This is a genomic window from Brevibacterium sp. ACRRH (assembly GCF_022346365.1).
Classification (GTDB): Bacteria; Actinomycetota; Actinomycetes; order Actinomycetales; family Brevibacteriaceae; genus Brevibacterium; species Brevibacterium paucivorans.
Genome location: NZ_JAKRMN010000003.1, coordinates 106708 through 132221 on the forward strand (window position 1 = coordinate 106708; position 25514 = coordinate 132221).

At 58.6% G+C, this 25514-nt stretch carries 19 protein-coding genes and 1 tRNA gene; 3 read left to right on the forward strand and 17 right to left on the reverse strand.

Features of this window, described 5'->3' with window-relative positions:
- Positions 1–11: 11 nt before the first annotated feature.
- Together rpoB and MHX53_RS04125 are read right to left on the reverse strand one after the other, a co-directional pair.
- Complete coding sequence (gene rpoB / locus MHX53_RS04120; protein WP_102238548.1) at positions 12–3494, reverse strand: DNA-directed RNA polymerase subunit beta; 3483 nt, start codon at positions 3492–3494, stop codon at positions 12–14.
- 536 nt (positions 3495–4030) lie between these two features.
- Complete coding sequence (locus MHX53_RS04125) at positions 4031–4195, reverse strand: hypothetical protein (RefSeq protein WP_239271365.1); 165 nt, start codon at positions 4193–4195, stop codon at positions 4031–4033.
- A gap of 15 nt (positions 4196–4210) precedes the next feature.
- On the opposite strand from MHX53_RS04125, the gene MHX53_RS04130 reads away from it, so the two are divergent.
- A complete protein-coding gene (locus tag MHX53_RS04130) occupies positions 4211–7270 on the forward strand; it encodes a hypothetical protein (RefSeq protein ID WP_239271366.1) in 3060 nt (1019 codons plus the stop codon).
- Between the two features lie 17 nt (positions 7271–7287).
- Here the strand turns inward: MHX53_RS04130 and MHX53_RS04135 are convergent, their stop codons facing one another.
- The 6 genes from MHX53_RS04135 to rplJ all read right to left on the reverse strand — a co-directional run bounded on the left by MHX53_RS04135 (position 7288) and on the right by rplJ (position 13692).
- A complete protein-coding gene (locus MHX53_RS04135) occupies positions 7288–8370 on the reverse strand; it encodes an ABC transporter ATP-binding protein (protein WP_102238542.1) in 1083 nt (360 codons plus the stop codon).
- Positions 8367–10049: an iron ABC transporter permease gene (locus tag MHX53_RS04140; RefSeq protein WP_239271367.1), complete on the reverse strand. Its 1683-nt coding sequence runs from the start codon at positions 10047–10049 to the stop codon at positions 8367–8369. Before MHX53_RS04140 ends, MHX53_RS04135 begins: the two co-directional genes overlap by 4 nt.
- A complete protein-coding gene (locus tag MHX53_RS04145; protein ID WP_239271368.1) occupies positions 10046–11092 on the reverse strand; it encodes an ABC transporter substrate-binding protein in 1047 nt (348 codons plus the stop codon). The genes MHX53_RS04140 and MHX53_RS04145 overlap by 4 nt, the downstream gene beginning before the upstream one ends.
- 145 nt (positions 11093–11237) lie before the next feature.
- A complete protein-coding gene (locus MHX53_RS04150; RefSeq protein ID WP_180965319.1) occupies positions 11238–12437 on the reverse strand; it encodes a cobalamin-independent methionine synthase II family protein in 1200 nt (399 codons plus the stop codon).
- 271 nt (positions 12438–12708) lie between these two features.
- Positions 12709–13098, reverse strand: coding sequence for a 50S ribosomal protein L7/L12 (gene rplL / locus MHX53_RS04155; protein WP_102238540.1), 390 nt, complete (start codon positions 13096–13098; stop codon positions 12709–12711).
- A gap of 57 nt (positions 13099–13155) precedes the next feature.
- Positions 13156–13692, reverse strand: coding sequence for a 50S ribosomal protein L10 (rplJ, locus tag MHX53_RS04160; RefSeq protein WP_102238539.1), 537 nt, complete (start codon positions 13690–13692; stop codon positions 13156–13158).
- A gap of 320 nt (positions 13693–14012) precedes the next feature.
- On the opposite strand from rplJ, the gene MHX53_RS04165 reads away from it, so the two are divergent.
- Positions 14013–14804 carry an MBL fold metallo-hydrolase gene (locus MHX53_RS04165; protein ID WP_239271369.1) on the forward strand — a complete coding sequence of 264 codons (792 nt, stop codon included), beginning with the start codon at positions 14013–14015 and terminating at the stop codon, positions 14802–14804.
- Positions 14805–14953: 149 nt separating this feature from the next.
- On the opposite strand, the gene MHX53_RS04170 is transcribed toward MHX53_RS04165, so the two are convergent.
- The 6 genes from MHX53_RS04170 to MHX53_RS04195 form a co-directional block, all read right to left on the reverse strand.
- Entirely contained in the window at positions 14954–19492 is a 4539-nt protein-coding gene (locus tag MHX53_RS04170; RefSeq protein ID WP_102238537.1) for a PT domain-containing protein, read from the reverse strand.
- A 183-nt stretch (positions 19493–19675) separates the two neighbouring features.
- A complete protein-coding gene (gene rplA / locus MHX53_RS04175; protein ID WP_102238536.1) occupies positions 19676–20371 on the reverse strand; it encodes a 50S ribosomal protein L1 in 696 nt (231 codons plus the stop codon).
- A gap of 59 nt (positions 20372–20430) precedes the next feature.
- Positions 20431–20868: a 50S ribosomal protein L11 gene (gene rplK / locus MHX53_RS04180; protein WP_005885886.1), complete on the reverse strand. Its 438-nt coding sequence runs from the start codon at positions 20866–20868 to the stop codon at positions 20431–20433.
- 178 nt (positions 20869–21046) lie between these two features.
- Entirely contained in the window at positions 21047–21817 is a 771-nt protein-coding gene (nusG, locus tag MHX53_RS04185; RefSeq protein WP_102238535.1) for a transcription termination/antitermination protein NusG, read from the reverse strand.
- Positions 21818–21866: 49 nt separating this feature from the next.
- Complete coding sequence (secE, locus tag MHX53_RS04190) at positions 21867–22127, reverse strand: preprotein translocase subunit SecE (RefSeq protein WP_102238534.1); 261 nt, start codon at positions 22125–22127, stop codon at positions 21867–21869.
- A gap of 36 nt (positions 22128–22163) precedes the next feature.
- Positions 22164–22236: transfer RNA gene (locus tag MHX53_RS04195), tRNA-Trp, on the reverse strand.
- A 131-nt stretch (positions 22237–22367) separates the two neighbouring features.
- On the opposite strand from MHX53_RS04195, the gene MHX53_RS04200 reads away from it, so the two are divergent.
- A complete protein-coding gene (locus MHX53_RS04200) occupies positions 22368–23423 on the forward strand; it encodes an adenosine deaminase (protein ID WP_102238533.1) in 1056 nt (351 codons plus the stop codon).
- A gap of 33 nt (positions 23424–23456) precedes the next feature.
- On the opposite strand, the gene MHX53_RS04205 is transcribed toward MHX53_RS04200, so the two are convergent.
- From MHX53_RS04205 to MHX53_RS04215, 3 genes are read right to left on the reverse strand one after another with little or no spacing between them, the layout of a single operon-like run.
- Complete coding sequence (locus tag MHX53_RS04205; RefSeq protein ID WP_239271370.1) at positions 23457–24533, reverse strand: UDP-N-acetylmuramate dehydrogenase; 1077 nt, start codon at positions 24531–24533, stop codon at positions 23457–23459.
- Positions 24530–25003: a MaoC family dehydratase gene (locus tag MHX53_RS04210; protein ID WP_102238531.1), complete on the reverse strand. Its 474-nt coding sequence runs from the start codon at positions 25001–25003 to the stop codon at positions 24530–24532. The genes MHX53_RS04205 and MHX53_RS04210 overlap by 4 nt, the downstream gene beginning before the upstream one ends.
- Positions 24996–25451, reverse strand: a complete 456-nt coding sequence (locus tag MHX53_RS04215) for a MaoC family dehydratase N-terminal domain-containing protein (protein ID WP_102238530.1) — start codon at positions 25449–25451, stop codon at positions 24996–24998. Before MHX53_RS04215 ends, MHX53_RS04210 begins: the two co-directional genes overlap by 8 nt.
- Positions 25452–25514 lie beyond the last annotated feature (63 nt).

Genomic DNA, 25514 nt, shown 5'->3' on the forward strand with positions numbered 1-25514 from the left:
TTTCAGGTAGATCAGACTTCTTCGACGGTGTTTGCTTCGTTACGCGAGAGGTTGATGCCCAGCTCTTCAGCTGCGCGGTACACCTCGTCGTCGTCTCGCATCTCAACTGACTGGCCGTCTGAGGACAGCACTTCCACGTCGAGGCACAGGGACTGCATTTCCTTGATAAGAACCTTGAAGGACTCCGGAATTCCAGGGTCAGGAAGGTTGTCGCCCTTAACGATTGCTTCGTAGACCTTGACACGGCCAGGAATATCGTCGGACTTGATGGTGAGCAGTTCCTGGAGTGTGTAAGCGGCACCGTAAGCTTCCAGTGCCCACACTTCCATTTCACCGAAGCGCTGACCACCGAACTGTGCCTTACCACCCAGTGGCTGCTGGGTAATCATGGAGTACGGTCCGGTCGAACGCGCGTGGATCTTGTCGTCGACCAGGTGGTGCAGCTTAAGCATGTACATGTAACCGACCGAGATCGGGAACGGGAACGGTTCACCGGAACGGCCGTCGAACAGTCGTGCCTTACCGGTGGAGTCGATCAGTCGTTCACCGTCACGGTTGGGCAGGGTCGAGTCGAGCAGACCACGAAGTTCGTGCTGGTGCGCACCGTCGAACACTGGCGTTGCCACGTTCGTGCCCGGTTCCGCCTCGAGTTCGAACTTACCGTCGGCCAGCTCCTTGGCCCATTCGGGGTTACCTTCGATGCGCCATCCCTGGTTTGCGATCCACCCCAAGTGGATTTCGAAAACCTGACCGATGTTCATACGACGAGGAACACCGTGCGGGTTCAGGATGACGTCGACAGGGGTTCCGTCTTCCATGAACGGCATGTCTTCAACCGGAAGGATCTGGGAGATAACACCCTTGTTTCCGTGACGTCCAGCCATCTTGTCACCAATGGTGATCTTGCGGCGCTGAGCGACGTACACGCGAACCAGCTGGTTAACACCCGGCGACAGTTCGTCGTCGTCTTCGCGGTCAAAGACCTTGACGCCAATGACGGTACCGGTTTCACCGTGTGGCACCTTCAGCGAGGTGTCACGGACTTCACGGGACTTCTCACCGAAGATCGCACGCAAGAGGCGTTCTTCTGGCGTGAGTTCGGTTTCACCCTTAGGCGTGACCTTACCGACCAAGATGTCGCCGTCGGTGACTTCAGCACCGATACGGATGATGCCTCGTTCGTCGAGCTCAGCCAGCGCGTCAGGGGAAATGTTCGGAATGTCGCGAGTGATCTCTTCGGCACCCAGCTTGGTGTCACGAGCGTCGATTTCGTGCTCTTCAATGTGGATCGACGAAAGAACGTCGTCCTGCACCATGCGCTGGGACAGAATGATCGCGTCCTCGAAGTTGTAACCTTCCCAGGACATGAACGCCACCAGGAGGTTCTTACCCAGAGCCATTTCACCGTTTTCGGTGGACGGTCCGTCAGCAAGAACAGCGCCAACCTCAACACGGTCACCCTGGTCAACAATGATGCGCTGGTTGTAGGAGGTTCCGTGGTTGGAGCGGCGGAACTTCTCAGCCTTGTACGTGGTGGTGGTTCCGTCGTCGTTCATGACGGTCACAAAATCGGCGGACACCTCGGTCACCACACCGGCCTTTTCAGCCACGATGACGTCACCAGCGTCAACTGCCGCACGGTACTCCATACCCGTACCAACGTACGGTGCCTGCGCGCGAACCAGCGGAACAGCCTGGCGCTGCATGTTCGCACCCATGAGCGCGCGGTTAGCGTCGTCGTGCTCCAGGAACGGAATCAGCGCGGTTGCAACCGACACCATCTGACGTGCAGAAACGTCCATGAAGTGGATTTCGTCAGCGGGAATCAGGTCCGCTTCACCGCCACCACCCATTGGGCGGGCAAGGACGAATTCTTCTTCAAACTTCTGGTCATCGGTCAGCGGAGCGTTAGCCTGCGCGATGTTGTATTCGAGTTCGTCGTCGGCAGTCAGGTACTGCGTCTTGTCGGTGACGACACCGTTTTCCACCTTGCGGTACGGGGTCTCAATGAAACCGAACGGGTTGATGCGTGCGTAGGACGCAAGCGAACCGATCAGACCAATGTTGGGGCCTTCCGGGGTTTCAATGGGGCACATACGGCCGTAGTGCGACGGGTGAACGTCACGCACGTCCATACCTGCGCGGTCACGTGAAAGACCACCAGGACCCAGAGCAGACAGACGACGTTTGTGAGTCAGACCTGCAAGTGGGTTGTTCTGGTCCATGAACTGCGACAGCTGGCTGGTTCCGAAGAACTCCTTGATCGCAGCAACAACAGGACGGATGTTGATCAGCGTCTGAGGCGTAATCGCTTCGACGTCCTGCGTGGTCATGCGTTCGCGGACCACACGTTCCATACGCGACAGACCGGTGCGCACCTGGTTTTCGATCAGTTCACCAACCGCGCGGATACGGCGGTTACCAAAGTGGTCGATGTCGTCGAGTGCTACGCGGATGTCGGTCTTTTCGCCACCGCGAACACCTGGCATGGTTTCCTTGCCAGCGTGCAGGCTGACGATGTAGCGGATGGTTGCCACGATGTCGTCAACGGTCAGAACTGATTCGGTCAGAGCCTCGTCGACGCCCAGCTTGCGGTTGATCTTGTAGCGACCCACCTTGGCCAGATCGTAACGCTTGGGGTTGAAGTAGAGGTTGCGCAGAAGAGTTTCAGCCGCGTCGACGGTTGCAGGTTCAGCTGGACGCAGTTTCTTGTAGATGTCCAGGAGTGCTTCTTCGCGGGTGCTGACCGTGTCCTTGGCCAGAGTGTCTTTAATGGAGTCGAACTCGCCAAACTCTTCAAGGATCTGTGAATCGGTCCAGCCCAGCGCCTTCAGAAGAACCGTGACCGACTGCTTACGCTTACGGTCCAGACGGACACCAACCTGGTCGCGCTTGTCGACTTCGAACTCCAGCCAAGCACCGCGAGACGGGATGATCTTTGCGGTGTAGATGTCGCGGTCCGAGGTCTTGTCCGGCACGGACTCGAAGTACGCACCTGGCGAGCGCACCAGCTGGGAAACGACAACACGTTCGGTTCCGTTGATGATGAACGTTCCCTTGTCGGTCATGAGTGGGAAGTCACCCATGAACACGGTCTGGGACTTGATTTCACCCGTGTTGTTGTTCATGAATTCGGCGATCACGAAGAGTGGCGCCGAGTACGTCATGTCGCGTTCTTTACACTCGTCGATTGAGTATTTTGGTGGCTCGAAGCGGTGGTCGCTAAACGACAGCGACATCGCTCCGGAGAAGTCTTCTACCGGCGAGATTTCTTCAAAAATGTCTTCAAGACCCGAGGTGGTGGCAACTGAGTCGTCTCCGTTCTCAATCGCTTCAGCAACACGGTCTTGCCAGCGTTCGTTTCCGACCAGCCAGTCGAAGCTGTCGATCTGCAGACCAAGCAGATTTGGCACTTCGAGTGGTTCGTGAATCTTCGCGAAGGAAACGCGCTTGGGCGGGTTAGCGGTCCTTGTGTTTTCGTTGGCGACGGCCAATGGGATCCTTCCACAGTGGTTGTATCTCCGAGCGCTGCAGTTCACGCCCACCGCTATATGAAGGCAAAATGAAGTCACCGCAACGCAAACCACCAGTTTAACCACGAATACCAAACCACGCAAGAGCGTTGTGGTAGAGTTCTTTCTTTTTGCTTTCGTCTCGAGGTTCACGCTTTTTCACACACGGTGTTCACGCTGGTGAACCGCGCGGGGCCGTTGATGCGGCGCTCGATTGTGGAAAGTCGCACACTTTGAGACAAATCTGCAACGAAGCCTCACTCCCCCTGTGGATAACTCATTTTCCGCACAACCCCGGTGCTATGTTTCTTGCTGAGAGGGGAGTGACTGTCGTGACACAAGGTTGGCTTCTATTTTTTTCGTGGATCAGCGTATTTACCGTGCTTGTGACCGGCATCGTCCTGAACGCTATGACCGCGTCACTCCGAACACGAACGGGTAGCCAGGCACGACCTCGGCGACAGAAACCTGTCCCCCATCATGCACAGGCGCCGCAGCACCCGCAGGCGCCGCAACCGTCAGCCCCACAACACCAACGGGCCCCGCAACACCAACAGAAGTCCGGTTATTCCGGCTACCCAGGCTTCACTGACGGCCCTCCACAGGCGGGCCAGCCCGGTCAGCCCGGCCAGCCAGGCCAGCAGCAACCACATCTCCCCCACCAGTCGGTTCAGAAACAGCAATCCTCTACCGCGTGGATGCCTAACATTCTTCTGGGTGTTGCTTGTTTATTCCTCATCGCGGCGGCGATCACGTTCGCAAGTGTGACGGGGTCACCGATCGTGCGAGCGGTGGCAATTGGGGTTGTCGCGGCTCTGTCTTACGTAGCGGGTCTTGTTATTCACGCCCTGTCTGCCCGGCTCAAGCCTGTTGGTTTTGCGTTGGTGGCCCTTGGAATCGCGCTTCTTCCCATTGCGGCCGGGCTGTTAGGAGCCAGTGACTCGATTCCAGGTTCAGTTGCGTGGTTCGCGGCGTCGCTGGTGGGCGTGATCGCGTATGTGCTGGCAGCGATCTTGCTGAAGTCCGAAACCATCATGTGGTTCGGCCTGCTGTTCGTGGGTTCATTGGTGTTGTCCATCGTGAATTTCGCGGCACTGCCACCTGTGGCGTTCTTCTACGGGCTCATGGCGACGGCCACAGTTTTCGCGCTTGTCGGGGCTTTGGCACGCAACCGGCTACCCAAGAGGTTCGTGCGCCCGCACATGCTCTTAGGTGAGATTCTGGCACCGGCGTCTGCTGTCGCGTGCTTGTTCGTGCAGCCGTTCCCCGCCACGTACCAGTGGGCAATCCTGTTTGGTCTTTTGACCGTGTTCTATGTCCTTTCTGCCAGCCTGAACCGTTGGGGATGGCAAGCCATTGTTGCCCGCGTGACTGGAGCGCTTACGATTGCCCTGACGGCAAACGCCATCGCAAAACTGATCAGCAATACAGACGATGCGATCAGATTCGCCACCGGCCTTGCGTTCCTTGTCGTGGGGCTGTGGCATGTGGTGGAAGCGCTTATTCGTCGAGCTAACACCGCTTTCCGCTTAACAGCGCACATCGTGACGACCGCGTGTTTCCTGGTGGGCACAGCGGTCACGGGGTTCCGGATCGAGGGCACTGACGGCAGACTCTATATCCCTGCCGGGATCATCTTTGCTTTGCTCGCGGCGATGCACATACTGTTTGGAGTTACGACAGACACTCCCCTACAGCGCGCTTTGGGATACGGCTCAGCCGTGATGTTCGCCGTGTCACTCGCGTGCGTTGTTGCTCATTTCATTGGCGGCGATAAGTCCACCGTCGTCATTTGCTACGTCATTGCAGTGGGCGTTTTTGTCGTGGCTGACGCGCTGTTCACCGGGTGGATTGTAAGTCCCCGAGGTCGCAACCGCCGCCGTTTGCGCATTTCCTCACCGTTTTACACGGCGATCTTCCCTGCGAGCGCGTTCGCCCCGGCATTTCTTGCCCTGTTCTATGGGATGCAGGTGTGGCACTTGGTCGTCCTGTTTGTGCTGGTTTTGGTTTTAGTGGGGCTGGCTTTCCTCGTGCGTTCGGGCCTCTTCACACTGTCAACAGTTCCGTTGCTGTTTGCTTTTTCGTTCGGTGTTGACGCGGTCATTGCGGGTAGTCGCGACTCATGGCGATGGATCTTCTCGCGTCCTCTTTCGCTTACCTTTTTCGCGCTATTAGCGGCGGGCCTCATGATTGTTTATGCGCGTCGTTATGCGCGTGGACGTTACCAGCGAGCGCAATATGCAGCAATTGCGAGTCTGATTGTGACTGGTTTGGGCGCGATCAATGTTTCGACGATCGCGCTTGCCCCAAATTTTCCTTATGCGACCTTGTTTGTGTCTGCGACCGCGATTGATCTGGTGGCGTTGCTTGTCGGATTTGATGTGGCACGTCGCATGACGCGGCCCGAGCATCAGCGGCGGGTTGAGGTTGCGAATTCTGAGCACGCAAAACGTGCTCAGAATGGTCCGGTCGCACAGTTTAAGCCGTCTCCGGCTCCAGTGTTTGTCATTTTGTATGCGGCCGCGGTGTGCGTACACGCGGTTGGGGCTGTAGTGCCTAAGTTCGAAGAGTGGTACTTCTTCACAATAGCGAGCGTCTTGGCGACCGCAGTGATTGTGTACGTGACTCACGTGATGCGGGTTCAGTGGTTCATTTTGGCCGCTATGGCCACTGTCCCCACGTTTGCACGATCTGTGACGTCCCCGTTCCTGGAGGGAGTCAACCACTTTGTACTGGCCAACATTATTGCGTGGGCCATCTTGTACGCGGTTCACTGGGTGCAGGTGCTGGTTAAACGGAAAGCTCTTGCAAGCTTGATTGCCGCGACGCTGATCTTGCTGGGCGCGTTGTTACCTGCAGTCTTCATCAATAATTCCGCGGTGCCGATTCCGTCGTTTGCCCGGGTTGTCGTGGGACTTATTTTGTTGGCGATCGCCGCCACAGTCATGACTGCTGTGCGGGTGAGTCGTCACCGTGCGGTGTTCTTTGAGATCGCCAGTTATGTGGGTGCGTTGGGGCTGGCGGTTTCGTTTAGTGGTCTGGTGCGCTGGAATTTCTATGTTCCGTTGCACATCCTGGCTCTCACCGCGCTGGTCTGGGCGTGGGTCTACGGCGGCCGAGGTGGTTTCCCCTGGCTTGCCTCCCGTCGCGTTGGTACGCAGGTGAGGTTGTATCTCACGTTCGGGATCATGACGTTCATTGGCCTGTTGGTGGCGTTTATTGCGGGTGGCTTCTACACGGCGGTGTTCTTGTCATGGCTGGTGCTGTTCCTCATCATGGGGGCGCTGACCAACCGGCCAGTTTTGGTGTGGTGTTCCGTTGGAACCTTGGCGCTTTCAGCAGTGTGGCTGTTGCGTGATGTGGTGTGGCTGGTACTCGTTGTTCTTGCTCTCATCATCATTGGGGTCGTTGTGTGGATGTTGCTGCGTGGCAATCGGAAGCCCGTGGATGATGCGCGTACGGACCAACAGGGTCAGCCGTTCGGTGCCCCGGAGGATCGGCAACATTCGCAACCACCGCAGGCACTTCGGCGGGATGTGCCACAACCGCCGTGGCCACCTCGGCGGGAGGTTCCGCAGCCGCCGCAGGCGCCACAACCTCCGCAGGTGCAGAGGCAACAGCAACAGCCGCCGCAGCACCCACAGGCGCGGGAGCCATTCAACGCTCCACCGCAGGCTCCGCAACATCAGGCTGATAACGGACGGCCCGCTCCCCAGGAGTGGAACTCAAGCGACAGGTTCCGTCCGCCAAACTCGTGAAGGTTCGAAGGGCCAGATCAGCGCGGGTTTTCGCGCGAAAACAGCGTCCCGCCCGTGAACCTAACGCCAACCGTATCGCCCACGCGCGGACGATCACCCGCAGTCAAAACGGTCAGCGCCTGATCCCCCACGCTCACTTGCACTAGCCAGCCCGCGCGGTCGAACAGAACAGACTCAACCGTTCCGTCCACATGCCCCTCCCCGGAAGAACACACACGCGCATCGCCGTCGCCAACAGCGAGGATGGGGTCCACCTCGGCATGCATGCGGGTGAAACCGGTGACCCGTGACCCGTTTTCAAGAGCAACGGACCCACCGCCATCGCCATCACGCTCGCTCTCGCCGTCTCCGCCTGCAAGCGTGACAGGAAACAGGCCGGCATCGGACATGAACTGCGCAACAAACGGATCCTGAGGAGCGTTCAACACCTGTTGAGGGTCGCTGTACTGTATGATTCGCCCGGACTTGAGCACTGCGATCCTGTCGGCCAGTGCAAGGGCTTCAGAGCGGTCGTGCGTTACATACACGGCGGTCAGCGAAAGCTCCTCGGTAAGCGCCTTAAGCTGTGCCCGCAGATCCGCACGCAACGGCTCGTCCAGAGACGAAAGCGCCTCGTCGAACAACACCACGTTCGGTTTCGCAATGATTGCCCGGGCAATTGCCACACGCTGCCGTTGCCCACCAGACAGCGAGTCTGGCTTCCTGTCCGCCATCCCGGCCAGCCCCACCTGGGTGAGAGTCTGAGCGACACGGTCGCGCACCTCGGCGCCCTTAAGCCCACTCACCCGCAACGGGTAGGCGACGTTCTGCCCCACCGACATGTGCGGCCACACCGCGTGGTCCTGGAACACCATACCCAGCCCGCGCTTCTCGGGGCCCACGAACGCGGAGTCGGAAACGACCTCGGCGCCATTGATCCGCATGCCACCCGACACGGGACGCAAGAACCCCGCGATGGTGCGCAACAGCGTAGTCTTACCCGACCCAGATGGGCCCACCAGACAGATGAACTCACCGGTCTGCGCCGTGAGCGAGATGTCGAACAAGCCGCCACCTCCGGGGTAGCGCACGTTGATGTCGTTGAGTTCAAGGGCTGTCATGGTTTGGCCTTTCGGTTGTGGGCGGTGACGAGGCCCAACCCCAGGATGCCGGCCAGGCACACCAAGACCGCGAGCGCACTGGCCGCTGAGTAGTCGCCCGCCTGTTGCAGGTTAAAGATGACCACGCCCAACGTGCGGGTGCCGGGGGCTACCAGCAGGATCGAGATGGTGAGTTCGCGAACGGCAGTGAGGGCGACTACCACTCCCCCGGTGACGGCAATGGGGAGGGTGAATCGGCCCGAGGTGGTTAAAAGGGCTCGGGTGGGGCTGGCACCTGCGGTTTGCGCGGCTTCTTCGAAGGACCGGCTCAAGGCCGCGGAGGTGGGTCGAACCATTTGGACAACGATCGCGCTGAACGCCATGACGTACGCGGCGAGTATTGCCCACAGCGTGTTGAAAATTCCCAGTAGCGGTGAAACCAAGAGCCACGCCACCGCTACGACCAGACCCGGGAGTGCCTGTGGGAGGAGCGCGAAGATGTCGAGTCCCACATTGTCGAAGCTGCGGGTGCGGGTCAAGAGCAGTGCGATCACCCACCCCAGCACAGTGCATGCGAGACCGGCACCTAAGGCCAAGAGCACTGAGTTCCCCACACCGGACAGCACGGATGGGTTGGAAAGTGCGTGCGTGAAGTTCGCGAAGGTCACGGTGTCTGGCCGCAGTGGTACCCCTGGGGCTGGCAGGATCGCTTGGCGGATGAGCGCGAGGAGGGGTAGCACGGTCGCGATGATAGCTCCCGCCCAGAGGACCACGGTGAGTGCCCAGAGAAGTGGGGTGCGCGCGGCCGGTTGGGTGGCTCGTGTGGATGCCGCCGCCGAGGTCGTTCCTGTGGAGCGCTGAATGAAGACTGCCAGGCATGCGAGTGCGAGAAGAATCGTTCCGACTGCCGAGGCGGCCGGGAGAGGGTTAAGCACTGAGTGCGACGCGATGAAGCGGTACACCAGCGTGGTGAGGGTGGTGTGGTTGGCGGGAAGCCCTAAAAGCGCGGGGATTCCGAAGTCCGACAGGTTACTGGCGAACGTCAAGACCAGCGACGCCATGAGTGCGGGTCGTAGCAGCGGGAGCGTGACCGTGGTGTAGATGCGGGCAGTTGATGCGCCGGACACGCGTGCGGCCTCTTCGAGCTGGCTGGGGATACGCGCCATGGCGGAGCTGATGAGCAAATACGCCATGGGCCACGACGTGATGGTCAGTAGCAGGATCACTCCCCCGGCGCCGTAAATGTTGGTCGGGAGTACTGTTCCTAAGAGCGAGCGGAGCGGACCCGACGGTGAAAACAGGGCGATCCACGACATCGCGCTGATGAACGGTGGGATCAGGAACGGCAACAGGAACAGCCAACGCAAGACGCTAGCGCCCGGAACTTTGAACCTGTCCAGTGCAATTGTGAGCACGAGCGCCACCACAGTTGCGCCCAGTGCTGCGCACCCGGAGCTCACCAGCGAGTTACCAACTGCCGTCAACAGGTCGGGGTTGCGGAACACTTCCAGCCCGGAAGAGCTCAGGCCCGTTGACACCACCGCTGTGAGTGGAAGAGCGATCGTCACCAGGACAGCGACCCAAACTGCGAGTCGTAGCCCTGGGACACGAAGCCCCGACTCCCGCGAGACCTTACCGCGCTTTGAACTCTGCGTGGAGGTGGTGCCGCGGGGGTCGGGACGGTGGTGAGTCAAACTCACCCCATGATCTCCTTGAACTTCTCTACTGCGCCGTCCTGCTGTTCCTTCACCTTGGCGTAATCAGGCTGGATCAAGTTGATGTCGGTAAGAGCAGGTGCGCCTTCAGGTGCGCCGGCGTCAGAGCGAATCGGCACGTAGTTCTGCTTAACTGCCAACTCCTGCCCTTCTTTGGACACCAGGAAGCTCACGAACGCTTGCGCCGCATCCGGGTTCTCCGAGTCTTTGAACACACCGGCAGGCTGGTTCACATAAGGCACGCCGTCCGAGGGGTAGCTCACGGCAACGGGTGAACCCTTGTCGGCGAGGTCGCGAACTGGGTAGTCCACGACAACTCCAAGAGGTGACGAACCATCAGCTACAGCCTGTGCGACCGGACCGTTAGATTCCAAAACCTTGGGCTTGTTTTCGCCGAGCTTCTTGAGCCAGTCTTCACCCAGTTCTGGCTGGTCAAGCCACAGTGCGGTGTTGAACGCTGCCGCGCCGGAAACATCCGGGTTGGGCATTGCGATCTGTTCTTTGAACTTAGGGTCGGTGAGTTCTGCCCAGGACTTTGGAGCTTCCTTTACCTTGTCCTTGTTGTATGCGATCACGGTGGGGATGATGCGAGTTCCCACGTAGTACCCGTCCGCGTCGACCTGCTCTTTTTCGATACCGTCTGTTTCGACGTTGTCGAGTTTGATCAGCTCGTCTTCGCTCTTAAACCCTTCAAAGGTAGGAACATCAGCGGCAAGGAGCACGTCAGCGCCGATCTTTCCCGACTTCTTCTCTGAGGCGATACGTGTCTTCAGTTCACCGGTTCCAGCGCGGAAGACCTTGACCTGGATGTCAGGGTTTTCTTTGTTGAACGCGTCAATGACTTCGTTGATTTTTGCTTCAGGTTCTGAGGTGTAGAGGTTGATTTCACCGCTGCCCTCAGCCTTGTCTCCACCGTTACCGGCGTCGGAAACATCGCACGCGGTGAACATCAGTGTGGAGACGGCCAAAGCTGATGCAAGGGCGGTGCCCCGGACAACAGACCGTGCATTGCGGAAAAGAGACTTCATAACTCTCCAGTTCAGACAGTGTGGACCGAGTGCGCGAGCGATTGAGTGAATCGCTCGCGCCGAACAACGGCCACATCATCCCCCGCAATTCCAAACGCGGAGTGTCACCCAGGTTGCACCTCGGTGAACCTCGCCACCCCTCTGGTTAGCTCAGTCGCTTGGATGCAATTTCGGCTCCCTGCGCCAGGGTTTCGAGCTTGGCCCACGCGATTTCAGGGTGGATGCGGCCACCCAATCCGCAGTCTGTTGAAGCGACAACGTTTTCCGGGCCAACAAGACGGGCGAAGCGTTCGATGCGGTCGGCTACCAGTTCCGGGTGCTCCACCACGTTGGTTGAGTGGGACACGATTCCGGGAATCAGGTACTTGCCTTCAGGAAGTTTGGTGTCTTCCCAGATCCGCCATTCGTGTTCGTGGCGCACGTTCGCAGCTTCGAAGGTGATTCCGGCGGCGTTGATGCCAAGCACGTCATCGACGATTTCTGCAAACGGCAAGTCGGTGACGTGAGGGCCGTGCCAGGATCCCCAACACGTGTGGAAGCGGACACGCTGCGGGTCAATACCGCGCAGAGCGTGGTTGAGCGCTTCAATGCGTGGACGCGTGAAGGCACGGTAGTCCTCGTATGACGGTTCGGGGTTAATCTGGTCGAAGTTTTCCGCGATTGACGGGTCGTCAATCTGCACGATGAAACCGGCCTCTGTGATTGCGAGGTATTCCTCACGGAAGACATCGGCCATGGCCCAGATGAACTCTTCATCGGTGTCGTAGTACTCGTTGGTGATACGAGCCGCTGAGCTGGGCCCTAAGGAGTTGATGTATGCGGTCGACGGGTCAACGCCTGCCTTCTCGCAGGCCACGCGCAGGTTCTCAATGTCACGCTGAACCTTGTCCTGCCCGATGTAGGTCACGGGTCCCGTTGCAGTAGGGAACTGAGGCTGTGTTCCAGTGTCAGCACCCGCTGTTCCATCTGTGTACACCCCTGGGAACAGGTTACGGTCGCGGCGGTCGGGGAAACTGGTGAGCTGCACGTTGCCGGGTTCTGAACGAACCGGTTCAGCGCTGAAGAAGTCCACGTCGCGCAATTCCAATCCCCCGGTGCGTTCAAAGGAGTAGTGCCACCATGCCCCGTAGTCCTTAGCAGCGGCCATTGCGTGACCGTATTCGCCGTCGTTGACATCGGTGATGCCCAGTTCCTTTTGCTTAGCGACTAGATCCACAACGGAGTCCTGAAGCAAACGCTGGAACTCATCGTTGTTGAAGTTGTCGTCGAAGCGAGCTGCGTTGGCCGCGATGAGCTGTTCCGTGCGAGGTAAAGAACCTGCGTGAGACACGCGGATTGATGACATGGTGATTCCTTTCATAAGGCAGTGAGTCCACCACATCACATATGCGTATGCGCATGTCTGCAGTTCGTCATGATTCGCAATGCAGGAGCCAAACGAAACGGCGCAAAGCGAGCGAAACTACGCATTATATTGCGCCGTTTTGCTCGCTTCGCGCCATATCAGCTACCGCCCCACACAAAACTGGCCGCCACCCACACAGGGTGACGGCCAGTTGGCAATCTGGAACGACCTCGGGCGCGGAATCACTAGACCCCGCGCCCGGGCTACCAAATTACTTAAGCGATACGGTAGCGCCAGCTGCTTCGAGCTTTTCCTTAGCAGCTTCAGCGGTTTCCTTGTTAACGCCTTCCAGAACAGGCTTAGGAGCACCGTCAACGAGCTCCTTAGCTTCCTTCAGACCAAGGCTGGTGAGTCCACGAACTTCCTTAATAACAGGAACCTTCTTGTCTCCACCGGATTCGAGGATAACGTCGAATTCGTCCTTTTCTTCGGCTCCGCCAGCGTCTCCGCCACCAGCGCCAGGAGCAGCAGCAACAGCAGCAACTGGAGCAGCAGCTTCAACTTCGAATTCTTCTTCAAACTTCTTAACGAAGTCGTTCAGTTCAATCAGGGTGAGCTCTTTGAACGCTTCAATGAGCTCTTCAGGGGTGAGCTTAGCCATGGTGGCTACGTCCTTCCGTGAGTGGTTGGGTTCAACCGTGGTTTATGGGGGTGAAACTTACGCTGCTTCGGATCCGGATTCTTCCTGCTTTGCACGCAGTGCATCGACGGTACGTACCGTCTTGACCAGAGGTGCGGTGAACGCGTAGGCAGCCTTGTACAGGCTTCCCTTGAGCGCTCCAGCAGCCTTGGCAAGCAGAACTTCGCGGGATTCGAGGTCAGCCAGCTTCGTAACTTCTTCAGCTGAAAGTGCAGCACCTTCGAGGTGTCCGCCCTTGATGACCAGCTGAGGATTCGCCTTGGCAAAGTCACGCAGAGCCTTTGCAGCGTCAGCAACATCACCGGAGATGAAAGCGATCGCAGATGGACCCTTGAGGTTGTCTGCGTTGAACGCATCCAGTCCAGCTTCTTTAGCTGCAATGGCGGTCAGCGTATTCTTTACCACGGCGTAGGAGGCGTTCCCACCGAGTGCAACGCGCAGTTCTTTCATCTGCGCAACGGTGAGACCGCGGTACTCGGTCAGCACAGCGGCCGAGGAGTTTTCAAACAGCTGTTTGATCTCCTGTACCGCAGCTGCCTTGTCTGGCCTCGCCATGGTATTCCTTTCGTACATGTTGGTGCGCGAACACGAAAAAAGCGTTCCGCGCAGCAGGCACGGAACGCTCACAAATACATCCCTAACGGGACTTCATGAAGTTCAGTATCACCTGCGCGGGTCACTCATTCCGAGTCTTCGTCAGCGTGTGCGTTCTAACAGGTGTTAGACGTTTACGCTGAGACCAACGGTCTTGGGCACCAGATGAGTCTAACGTAGAGTTCCGGGTAAGTCCAAATCGGATGGCGTATTGTTTGGCCGGTGCGCTCTCGCGCAGGTGCGCAGCTTTCGGTGGTGATTCGGGTGGTGTTTTTGCCGTTATGACGCGTATTTTCAGTTTCACATCAGACCCTGTGGCGCTCAATTCGTACCTGATTCTGGGCGATGACCGGGCTGTGATTGTGGACACGGGGTCCGGTCCGCGGCAGGCGTCGAGGATTCTGACGACCTTTGCCGAGGCGTCCCTCACCCAGTCTGGACGCGCCCTCTTCGTGGATGTGCCGGTCAGTGTGGTGAACACGCACGACCATTGGGATCATTTCTTTGGCAATGCAACCTTTGCCCGCGCGGGCGTCACCGAGTTTTTCGCCTCACCGCAATGCATCCGGGACATGCAGGCCAGCGCGTGGGTGCAGTTTCACGAAGTGCCCAGCAGCCTTGAGCCTGACCTACCCGCGGACCCTTCTGAGCTTCTTGTCCCCATGACCGAGGTGACTGACAGCGTCACTTTTAACGACCTCGGCGTTGGTTTTGCGGACCTGGACGTAACCGCCCGGGTTCTTCCAGGCCACACGGAAGGCGACCTTGTGCTGCTTGCCGGGCACGTGGCGCTGGTGGGTGACCTTGTGGAGGAGGGCGCTCCCCCGGCGTTGGGTGATGACGCGACCCCGTTTCGGTGGGCGCAGAACCTGGAGCGGTTGTTGGAGGATTCGCAGCTTACCGTGTTTGCGCCGGGCCATGGGCGGCCGGTGGATCGGGAGTATGTGACGCGGCAGGCCGGAGTTATTGCGCAGGCTGGGTTGGAGGACGCCGAGGTGGTCGCACTCCCGTTTTCACGCGACCTCACGCTGGCTACGCCTGGATTGCCCGAGGGGGCAGCCAGGATTCTGTGAGGCCGGGTTTTGCGTGGGGCTCCGTGTGTGGACGCGGGGGTGCGTTGCAAAGTTTGTGTGGAAAGCGCAGTGCGGGCGGGGAGATTCCCGCCCGCACTGCGTTCTTAGGGGTGCTGGTTGTTGTTAGGTGTTTCGACTAGGTGGTGCGATTAGTTCTTGCGGCGACGGAACACCAGTCCCGCACCCAAGGCCACCAGCGCAACGCCCACTGCGAGGCTCACGCCGACGTTGACACCCGTGCGTGGCAACGGACTGTTGTCCTTGGAGGTGTCACTGCCCTTGTTGTCGTTACCCTCGTCGCCGGAGCCGGTGTTGTCCTGGTCGCCAGCTTCAGTGTCACCACTGTCACCGTCGCCGTTGTCACCTTCGCCGGGCTCACCGTCATCGCCAGGTGTTTCGTCATTACCACCTTCTGAAGGAGCTTCGGTTGGCTCTTCTGATGGGTCCTCACCTGGCTCTTCCGATGGCTCCTGGCTTGGAGCTTCAGAAGGAGCTTCGGTTGGTTCCTCGGTTGGCTCCTCCGAAGGGGCTTCTGACGGAGCATCAGTTGGGTCCTCGGTTGGCTGCTCCGAAGGAGCGTCAGTTGGCTCTTCGCTAGGTTCTTCTGACGGAGCGTCAGTCGGCTCTTCCGATGGTTCTTCGGTCGGTTCTTCAGAAGGCTCATCTGATGGCTGCTCGCTTGGAGCATCAGTTGGGTCTTCCGAAGGCTCCTCGCTTGGTGCTTCTGACGGAGCGTCGGTCGGCTCTTCGCTAGGTTCTTCTGACGGAGCGTCAGTCGGCTCTTCCGATGGTTCTTCGGTCGGTTCCTCGGAAGGCTCATCTGATGGCTGCTCGCTTGGAGCATCAGTTGGGTCTTCCGAAGGCTCCTCGGTTGGCTGCTCTGAAGGTTCTTCAGTTGGCTGTTCCGAAGGAGCGTCGGTTGGGTCCTCGGTCGGTTCTGGTGTTGGGTCGTCTACAGGCGCTGTAGTCACCACAAACTCGAAGCGACCAAAGTCGTCGCCCATCTTTGAACGGTCAACACTGAACTCTTGAGCGCCAGCGTTTGCTGCTGCCACACTCGATACTGGCGCGATGCCTGCGTTTACAGCAGCCAACCGCACCTGAGTGGCCACACCCATGCTCAGCGCTGCACCAGGCGCGACTGCTTCTACGCCAGCATTCGCTCCACCGGATGCTTCGTCGAAGAGCACGATGGTTTCACCGCCGTCGGTCGCAGCGGGTTTAACTTCAACCTTCGTGACCTTTCGGCCTTCCTTCACGTTGACGCCAAGTGTGACCTTGTCGCCAGAGAAGAAGTGACGTTTCTTAGCTTCCGCATCGTCGGATGCCACGAAACCGCCAGACTCGGATTCGTAGGCGTCGAGGCGCTGGTCACCGTCTTTGAAGTACACGCTTTCTACTTCGTCTTTGTTCACCTTGGCCGAGGCGTCAATCTGTGTCGTAGCGAAGTTGGCCTCAGTGGTTTCATTTGCTTTCACAGTGATGTCAGCGACAACGAACGTACCGGTGTCAGTTGTTGTCTTGCTCTTCTCACCGGTGTCAGCGTCGATGTAGGTAGCGTCCTTTTGGTCTTCCAGCTTGGTGAACTGCAGTCGGTTGCCTTCGGCGTCTACTGCAATACCGTTACCCTGTTCTAGTCCGCCATCGCGCATGTACACGGTGTACTTACCTGCAGGCAACCCCTGCTTCGCCAAGGAGTCCGGCGTCACCTTGTACCAGTTGCCCTGCTCATCAACCAGGTTGACGTAACCGTCGTGGACCTCTTCCGCGTCACCCGAGTACTTGTTGTCCAAGTTCTCATCGCGGAACAGGCGGAAGTTAACCTTTCCGTTCTGCTCAGGCGAAACAGTCGGTTCATCGGTAGGTGCGTCCGTCGGTTCCTCAGTTGGTTCTGGCGTTGGCTCAGGAGTCGGTTCCTGGGTTGGTTCTTCCGTCGGTTCCTCGGTCGGTTCAGGCGTAGGCTCTTCCGAAGGCTCGTCGGTGGGCTCTTCAGTCGGTTCAGGCGTAGGTTCCTCGGTCGGAGCGTCAGTTGGCTCCGGCGTAGGCTCCTCAGTCGGTTCATCGGTAGGCGCGTCTGTCGGCTCCTCCGTTGGCTCCGGCGTAGGCTCGTCGGTAGGCTCCTCGGTTGGTTCCTCCGTCGGCTCTTCCGTTGGCTCCTCGGTTGGTTCCTCCGTCGGCTCTTCCGTTGGCTCCTCGGTTGGTTCTTCCGTCGGCTCTGGCGTTGGCTCAGGAGTCGGTTCTTCAGCAACCTTTTCGAGCTGCACGTCGAACTCAAAGCGTCCGAAGTCATCGCCCATTTCGGAACGCTTGATCCGGTATTCGGTGTCAGAAACCTTTTCTGCTTCCACGGTCTTACCGCCGCCAAAGCCGCGTACAGTCACACCCTTGACTGTGTAACCGTCAATCTCTTCAACTCCAACAGTGACCCATTCTTCAGAGAAGAAGTGGCGTGTCTTAGCACCAGCGTCATCGGAGGCAACGTAACCAACTGAGTCAGACTTGTAGGTCTCCAGGCGCTGGTCACCGTCCTTGAAGTACACCTTCGAGTCAACGGCTTCGCCGTCAGCAGTCACCTTTGCTGTCGCGTCAATGCGAGTTGAGGCGAAGTTAGCTTCAACCGTTTCGTTTTCCTTGACTTCGATTTCGGTCTTTACGAATGTTCCTTCATCGGTGGTTGTCTCAGCCTTTTCACCGGTCTCCGCGTCGATGTAGGTAGCGTCCTTCTTGCCTTTCAGCTCGGCGAATGGCAGACGCTTACCGTCCGAATCAACAACTACACCAAAACCGTCAGCAACGGATGCGTCACGCATGTACACGGTGTACTTACCGGCAGGCAAGCCCTGCTGCGCCAAGGCCTCTGGCATCACCTTGTACCAGTTGCCCTGCTCATCAACTAGGTTGACGTAACGGCTTTCGAGCTTGTCAGTGTCCTCTTCGAACGAGTTGTTGAGGTTCTCATCACCGTACAGGCGGAAGTTCACCTTGCCCGTGGGAACAACCTTTTCAAGCTGCACGTCGAACTTCAAACGACCAAAGTCATCACCAAGTACGGAACGCTTGACGCGGTATTCGGTGTCAGAAACCTTTTCTGCTTCAACGGTCTTACCACCGGCAATTCCGCCCACGGTCACGCTCTTCACCTTGTGTCCGTCGATGTTTTCCACACCAACAGTCACCCATTCGTCGGAGAAGAAGTGACGTGTCTTTTTGTCCGCGTCGTCAGAGGCGAGGTGCTCGGTTGTGGTGGAGGTCTTCGAAACGAAGCTTTCCAGGCGAGCGCCCCCATCCTTGAAGTACACCTTGGAGTCGAGCGCTTCACCGTCAACCGTCACTTTGGCGCTTGCATCAATGCGGGTCGCGGCCATGTCGACAACGGTGTCTTCGTCAGGTGCCACGGTGAAGGAAGTCTTGACGAAGCGTCCTTTGTCGGTCACTGTTGGCAGAGTTTCGCCTGTGCTTTCGTCAACGAAGGTCGCAGCGTGTGACTCGTCCAGGCGCACGGTTTCCATGCGGTTTCCGGTCTTACTGTCGACGACCACACCGAATCCGTCAGCGACACTCGCGTTGCGAACGTACGCGGTGTACTTACCAGCAGGGAGACCCTGTTCTTTCAGTGCTTCCGGGGTTACCTTGAACCAGCGACCGTTTTCGTCTTCGAGGTTGATGTAGCTACTGCTGACCTTCTCTTCAGGCCCTGAGTACTTGTTGTCTACGTTTTCGTCACCGAACAGGCGAACCGTTGCTTTACCAACTTCAACCGGCTTGAGGAACGCCTTGTATTCGAAGTCTCCCCATGCTTCCCCGGCGTCAGACGAGTTGACGGTGTAGGTGTGGTTAGCTGGGTCGGCGGTGACGTTCAGCGGATCGCTGAGCTTGTCGATTCTGCGTGGTGCTTCCTGAAATTGGTGAAAACGCGCTTCGACTTTGTCGACCGTGTAGTTGATCTTAGGCGAAATACGTGCGGTTACTTTGCCGTCGAAGAAGTGGTGCTTGTCCCAGTCCTGGTCACCGGCACCAGCCCAGTAACGGCTATCTACGTTTGCAGATTTAACAGACGAGCTTCCATCTTTGTAGGCGACGGTAACAGCGTCAGGGGCTGCGACCTCGGCGCCGTCTTTCGTTTCAACGGCCGAAACGTTTGCACTAATCGAGGACGCCGCGTATGCGAGGTTCAGTGGCTTCCCCGGTTCCACCTTGATGTCGACGTAGCTGTGAACACCGTAACCAGCAGTTGCTCCGTTGCCGGTAATTTCCTGGCCACGCGATCCGATTTGGATCGCGGGAACATTATTCGCCAGCTTGGTGCGCGCGAGACGCTTCCCCGTCGTCGCATCGATAAAGACGTAGTTTCCATATTCGCTGTATTCCGGCAAGTACAAGGTGTACTCGCCCGCTGGAAGCCCCACATCCTTAAGGATGCTTGTCTTGATGATGTACCACTTGCCCGTGGCTTTGTTTTTAACGGTTAGTGGCTTGTTGAGAAAGTCGTGGTAGAGGTCGGGTTCACCCTCGTTAAATGAGTTGTCGTGGTTGCTGTCTTGGAAGACGCGGACGTCGGCGGTGCCGCGGTCGGCGGCGACCGCAGCGTGGGCCGAGGTGGGCGTTCCGAACGCTGTCACGGCGGGGGTCAATGTGCCGACGAGTGCAGTAGCGAGAACTGCTGCGCTGAGACGTGAAGAGCGGTGCATGGTGGGTCTCCAGTGTCATGAAGGTATGCGGAATCACCCCTAATTTCTCACTGCACCGTGAACCTGATTCGTTGAGCACCTTAACGTTTCATGAACGTCAGTTGGTGATGCGGTGGCGGGGTTGGACCCACACACAAAAGTGCCCCGAACCAAAACAGGTTCGGGGCACATGCGAAAAGCGTCTTATGCGCGCAGTTCACCAGTGTCGATCGGAACACCAGGACCGTTGGTTGTGGTCACGGTTGCCTTGGTGATGTAACGACCCTTCGAAGACGAAGGCTTCAAACGAAGAACCTCGTCCATTGCAGCCTTGAAGTTCTGCTGCAACTGCTCTTCGGTGAAGGACACCTTTCCAATGATGAAGTGCAAGTTCGCGTGCTTGTCCACGCGGAACTCGATCTTACCGCCCTTAATGTCGGACACTGCCTTAGCAACGTCCATGGTCACGGTACCGGTCTTAGGGTTAGGCATGAGGCCACGTGGACCCAGAACCTTACCCAGACGACCAACCTTACCCATCATGTCGGGGGTTGCAACAGCAGCGTCGAAGTCAGTCCAACCACCGGCTACCTTTTCAAGCAGGTCATCGGAGCCAACGTAGTCAGCACCTGCTTCACGGGCAGCTTCCGCACGGTCACCAGCAGCGAATACCAGGACCTTAGCAGTCTTACCAGTTCCGTTCGGGAGGTTGACGGTGCCTCGCACCATCTGGTCTGCCTTACGTGGGTCAACACCCAAGCGCAGAGCAACTTCGACGGTTGCGTCGAACTTTGCAACCGAGGTTTCCTTTGCCAACGCAACTGCCTGCGCTGGCTCGTAGTATGTTTCAGCCTGAATCTTTTCGGCTGCGGCCAAGTAGGCCTTTGAGCGCTTTGCCATCTGCTATCTCCTTGCAGTTGTGGTCTGGGCCGCGCTGGCCCTACCACCAAATAAACTTCTTAGACTTCTACGTCCGTGGTGATACCCATGGAACGTGCAGTACCAGCAACAATCTTCGATGCTGCTTCAATGTCGTTCGCGTTGAGGTCAGGCATCTTGGTTTCAGCGATTTCACGCACCTGGTCCTTAGTGAGGTGACCCACCTTAACCGTGTGAGGAGTTGCCGAACCTGACTTCAGACCAGCAGCCTTCTTAATGAGCTGAGCTGCAGGAGGAGTCTTGGTAATGAACGTGAACGAACGGTCTTCGTAAACAGTAATTTCAACCGGAACGATGTTTCCACGCATGTTTTCTGTCGCAGCGTTGTACGCCTTGCAGAACTCCATGATGTTCACACCGTGCTGACCCAAAGCTGGACCAACTGGAGGAGCTGGGTTAGCAGCACCTGCCTGGATCTGCAGCTTGATCAGACCGGTTACCTTCTTCTTGGGAGGCATTGTGGTCCTTAATCTTGACTGTCTTCACGCCTTCTGACGTGAAGGTGCGATTGCGAGAATCCGATAGTCCTCACAATCAAACTCCAACATTATTCCACGTATCACGCGGGAATGGAAACTGAAGTCGTGCAACTCACAGTTGCACGACCTCGGCGCTTATACACAGCGCAAACTCTGGTTAGATCTTTGAGACCTGCCCGAATCCCAACTCAACTGGGACATCGCGCTCGAAGATCGAAAGCAGTACCGTGAGCTTCTGCTGTTCGGGGCGAATCTCCTGAATGGTTGCAGGGTGTCCTTCGAAGGACCCTTCCTTAACCATGACCGTTTCGCCAACCTCAAACTCGACAACGATCTCGGAACCGCTGGCAGCCTCAGCAACCTTCTGAGCTTCGCCTTCCTCAGCCGCACGCTCAGCCTCGTGTTCTTCAATGACCGGCGCAAGCATGGAAACGACTTCGTCCATGGTCAGCGGGATCGGGTCGTACGCGTTGCCCACGAATCCGGTAACTCCTGGCGTGTTGCGAACAACACCCCATGAAGCATCCGTGAGCTCCATGCGCACCAGCACGTATCCGGGGATACGCACGCGACGCACGGTCTTGCGCTGAGCGTTCTTGACCTCAACGACTTCTTCCATGGGGACCTGGACTTCGAAGATGTAGTCTTCCATGTCCAGGCTGACGGTACGGTTCTCCAGGTTCACCTTTACGCGGTTTTCGTATCCCGCGTAGGAGTGGATGACGTACCAGTCGCCTTCCTTCATGCGAAGTTCGCGCAGGAATTCCTCGCGGGCGTCCGAGGTGTCATCAGCGTTGGTCTCGTCAGTGGTGGTTTCCGTGACGCTGTCCGCAGGTGCCTGAGCTTCGACATCCTGCGCGGTCTCGGCAACTTCCGTCGCTTCCGCGGACTGTGCGGTCTCGTCAGCTTCCGAGATGTTCTCCGACAACGTGTCTCCTTTTATGAGTTACTTAGGGTGGTGTGGCAGTCGCAGTCGCTTACCACAGTGGCCAGATAGGCGTACGTGCGAACGCGAAGCCAATAAGCTTTCCGAAGACGAAGTCAACTGTCAAGACGATCACGATCATCACAATGACGAAGCCCAGAACTACACCAAACATGTTGATCAGTTCTTTGCGGGTTGGAGTGACAACCTTCTTCAGCTCCGACATGACTTCCGCAAAAAAACGAGCGATCGTACCGAAGAAACCGCGACGCTTGTGGTCTACGGCTTCGGAGCCTTTGCCTGATTCTGCCACGCGTCCTCACTGATGTAGTCGATTTGCTTTCCTGAGCAGGGGTGACAGGACTCGAACCTGCAACCTACGGTTTTGGAGACCGTTGCGCTACCAATTGCGCCACACCCCTAAGCCTTGTGCGGCTGAGAAACCCACCCGATACACACCGAGTGAATCTACCGAACTGAAAGCTTACATGGTTTACCGCCGTTTCGTCGAACCGACCCACTCTCACCACACCCAACCGCCTACACTGGGGCCATGGTGAATGATCTGGCACCCGTCACTACCGAACAGCTGAACCAGCTTCCTAAAGCCCACCTGCACTTGCACTTCACGGGTTCCTTGACGGTAGCGAAACTCCAGGAGATGGCCCAGGCCCGCAATGTGCGCCTCCCCCGGGTCCTCATGCGCCACGACCCCATGCGCCTCTCCCCTGACCGGCGCGGATGGTTCCGCTTCCAGCGCCTCTACGACTCGGCCCGCACAGTCGTGCAAGGTGAAGACGCTTTGCGCGCAGTCGTGGCCAATGCCGCCGCCCTCGACAGGGCCGAAGGCGTCCGCTGGCTCGAACTCCAGGTGGACCCCACGGGCTACGCGGGCAAAATGGGTGGCATCACGCCCGCCCTCGAGGTCGTCCTCGACGAAGCCCGCAACCAGTCGGATGACACCTTTGGGGTGGCGATCATCGTCGCCGCCTCGCGCATGAAACACCCGCTGGACGCCCGCACGCTGGCCCGGTTGGCCGCCCGGCACGCCGGCAACGGCCCTGGCGCTGTGGTTGGCTTTGGCTTGTCCAATGACGAACGTTCCGGCGACACCGCCTCGTTCGCCCGCGCTTTTGAAATCGCCCGCAACGCCGGCCTCGCCTCATTTCCGCACGGCGGTGAGCTTTTAGGCCCCGAACACATCCGCACCACACTGGGCACTCTGAACCCCACCCGCTTGGGTCACGGAGTGCGCGCGGCAGAAGACCCGCAGTTATTAGACACCCTGGTTTCCCGAGGTGTGGGCTTAGAAGTCTGCCCGTCCTCGAACGCCTCGTTGGGGGTGTACGCCACCGCCGAGGACGTCCCGCTTCGCACGTTGGTGCGCGCCGGCGCGAAAGTGGCGCTGGGCGCAGACGATCCGCTGATCTTTGGCCCGCGCATTACCGAACAGTACGCGATCGCTCATCGGATGGGGTTTACCACCTCGGAGTTGGCGCAGCTGGCCCGCGACTCCTTCACCATTTCCACGGCACCCCGCCACGTCGTCACCCGCGCACACGCCGACATCGACGCGTGGGAAGCGCGTGTGACCGGCCAGGGTCGCTAGGGAAGGCCGAGCCCGCGCAACCAAGCGCAACCCCTAAAGCTGGCACCCCACGAAGTTCGGCTCCGGGTGCATCGTGATGCCGTAGGTCTGGGCCACTCCGCCGCGGATGTGCCGCGCGAGCTCCACAATGTCCTGCGCCCGCGCCTGGCCGCGGTTGGTCAGCGCGAGCGTGTGCTTAGTGGACAGGGATGCGCGGTCGTTGAGCGCAAATCCTTTGTCGAACCCCGCGTGGTCAATGAGCCACGCTGCCGAGGTCTTCACCACCTTTTCGTCCACCTCACCTGTGGTGGGGTTACGGACTGGGTAAGTGGGCGCGCCTTCAGGCACGTGCGGGTCGCCGGGTCCCGGGTTGGCCGGCAGGATGGGGTTGGTGAAGAAGGAACCGGCCGACCACGTGTCGTGGTCTTCGGCGTTGAGCACCATGCCTTTTGAGGCGCGCAACTGAAGCACTGCTTCACGCACCCCATCAAGCGGGGCACGCTCACCGATCTCAACTCCCAAAGCTGACGCCAGTTGCCCGTATCGGACTGGAGCAGACTCCCCTGCCCGCTCGAGCTCAAACTCGACATCGAGGACGATGTAGCGTGGCTGCCCCAGCTGGGCCGCCGAGGTTTTCAGCAGACTGGTGCGGTACCCAAATTCCAGTTCGTCCGGCGCACATTCACGCACCTCGCCTTCCACCCTGTCGAAAAGGGTGACGGAACAGATCAGTTCTGCGACCTCGGCACCGTAAGCCCCCACATTTTGCACGGGTGTGGCGCCCACAGAGCCAGGGATCCCGGACAGGGCCTCCAACCCGCGAAGCCCCAAGCCGACCGTGTGCTTGACCAGTTCGTCCCACGTGACCCCGGCCTGGGCGCGAACCCGAACAAGCTGGCCCTCACCGGTAACTTCAGTGATGCCTTGGGTTCGGATCAAGCACACGGGACCCGCGAACCCGTCGTCGCTGATGAGCAGGTTTGACCCGCCACCAATGAACAGGACGGGTTCAGCGCCGGGCGTCAACGGGTGGTCGGCGCAGAAGCGAATGAGCTGGTCACGGGTGGTGACCGTGGTCAGGCGTGGCGCCGGGCCACCCACCCGCAACGTGGTCAGTTCAGCCAGGTTCACTTGATGCGAGCCTTCACTTGCGTACGACCCAGGACAGCGGTGTCGTCGACCTTGACGTCCACGTCGAAGCGCGCGGTGCAGGCCTTCTCGTCGATTGCGCCCACACGAATGGCCGAGGTGAGTGTCACCGACGGCTGTTCGGGGCTGCCGGATTCTGCGTCGGGAACCACTACCGGGTTGGTGAAGCGGGTGCGGTAGTCCAGGATGGCACCCGGGTCGCCCAGCCAGTCAGTCAGAGGCGTCACGGCGGTGGCCATGGTGAGCATGCCGTGGGCAATCACGTTGTCCAAGCCCACTTCTTTTGCGAAGCGTTCGTTCCAGTGGATCGTGTTGAAGTCGCCTGACGCTCCGGCGTATTTCACCAGGTCAGCGCGGGAAAGTTCGACGGTCGCGGTCAGGACTTCCTGGCCCACTTCCAGCGTTGCTGGCGAACCCGCTTCAACGTGCGCGTTGGATGTGATGTTAGGCATCGTCGCCTCCTCGTACAACGATCGTGGACGTCACGGTCACAACGGGTTCGTCTGTGCGTGCGTCGGTGAGTTCCGTGCGGGTGGTGATCATTGCGTGGCCGCCGGCTTCACGGATTCCGTCGACAAAGCACTCCGCGTTCAGCAGGTCATCTGCGACGATCGGGCGAGTGTATGTGAACTGCTCTTGACCGTGAACAACACGCGAAAAGTCAATGCCCGCTTCTTCTGACGCGATGTAGAGAGCTTCCGCTCGCTGCGCGATCGTCACCGGGAAGGTGGGTGGGGCTACTTGGGCGCTGTAGCCGAGGTCTTTCGCGGCTTGAGCGTCGAAGTGCGAGGGGTGGGTGGCGCCGACTGCGCGCGCGAATTCTGCGATCTTTTCTTGGCCCACTTCAACCGGGTTGTCCAACCGGTAACTGGACCCTTGGAGGTCTGTATTCACTGCCATGGCTCAAGCCTATCGTTTTGCCTCTGTGAGGTCAGGTTGGTTGGTCCTCGAGGGGTGGCGTTT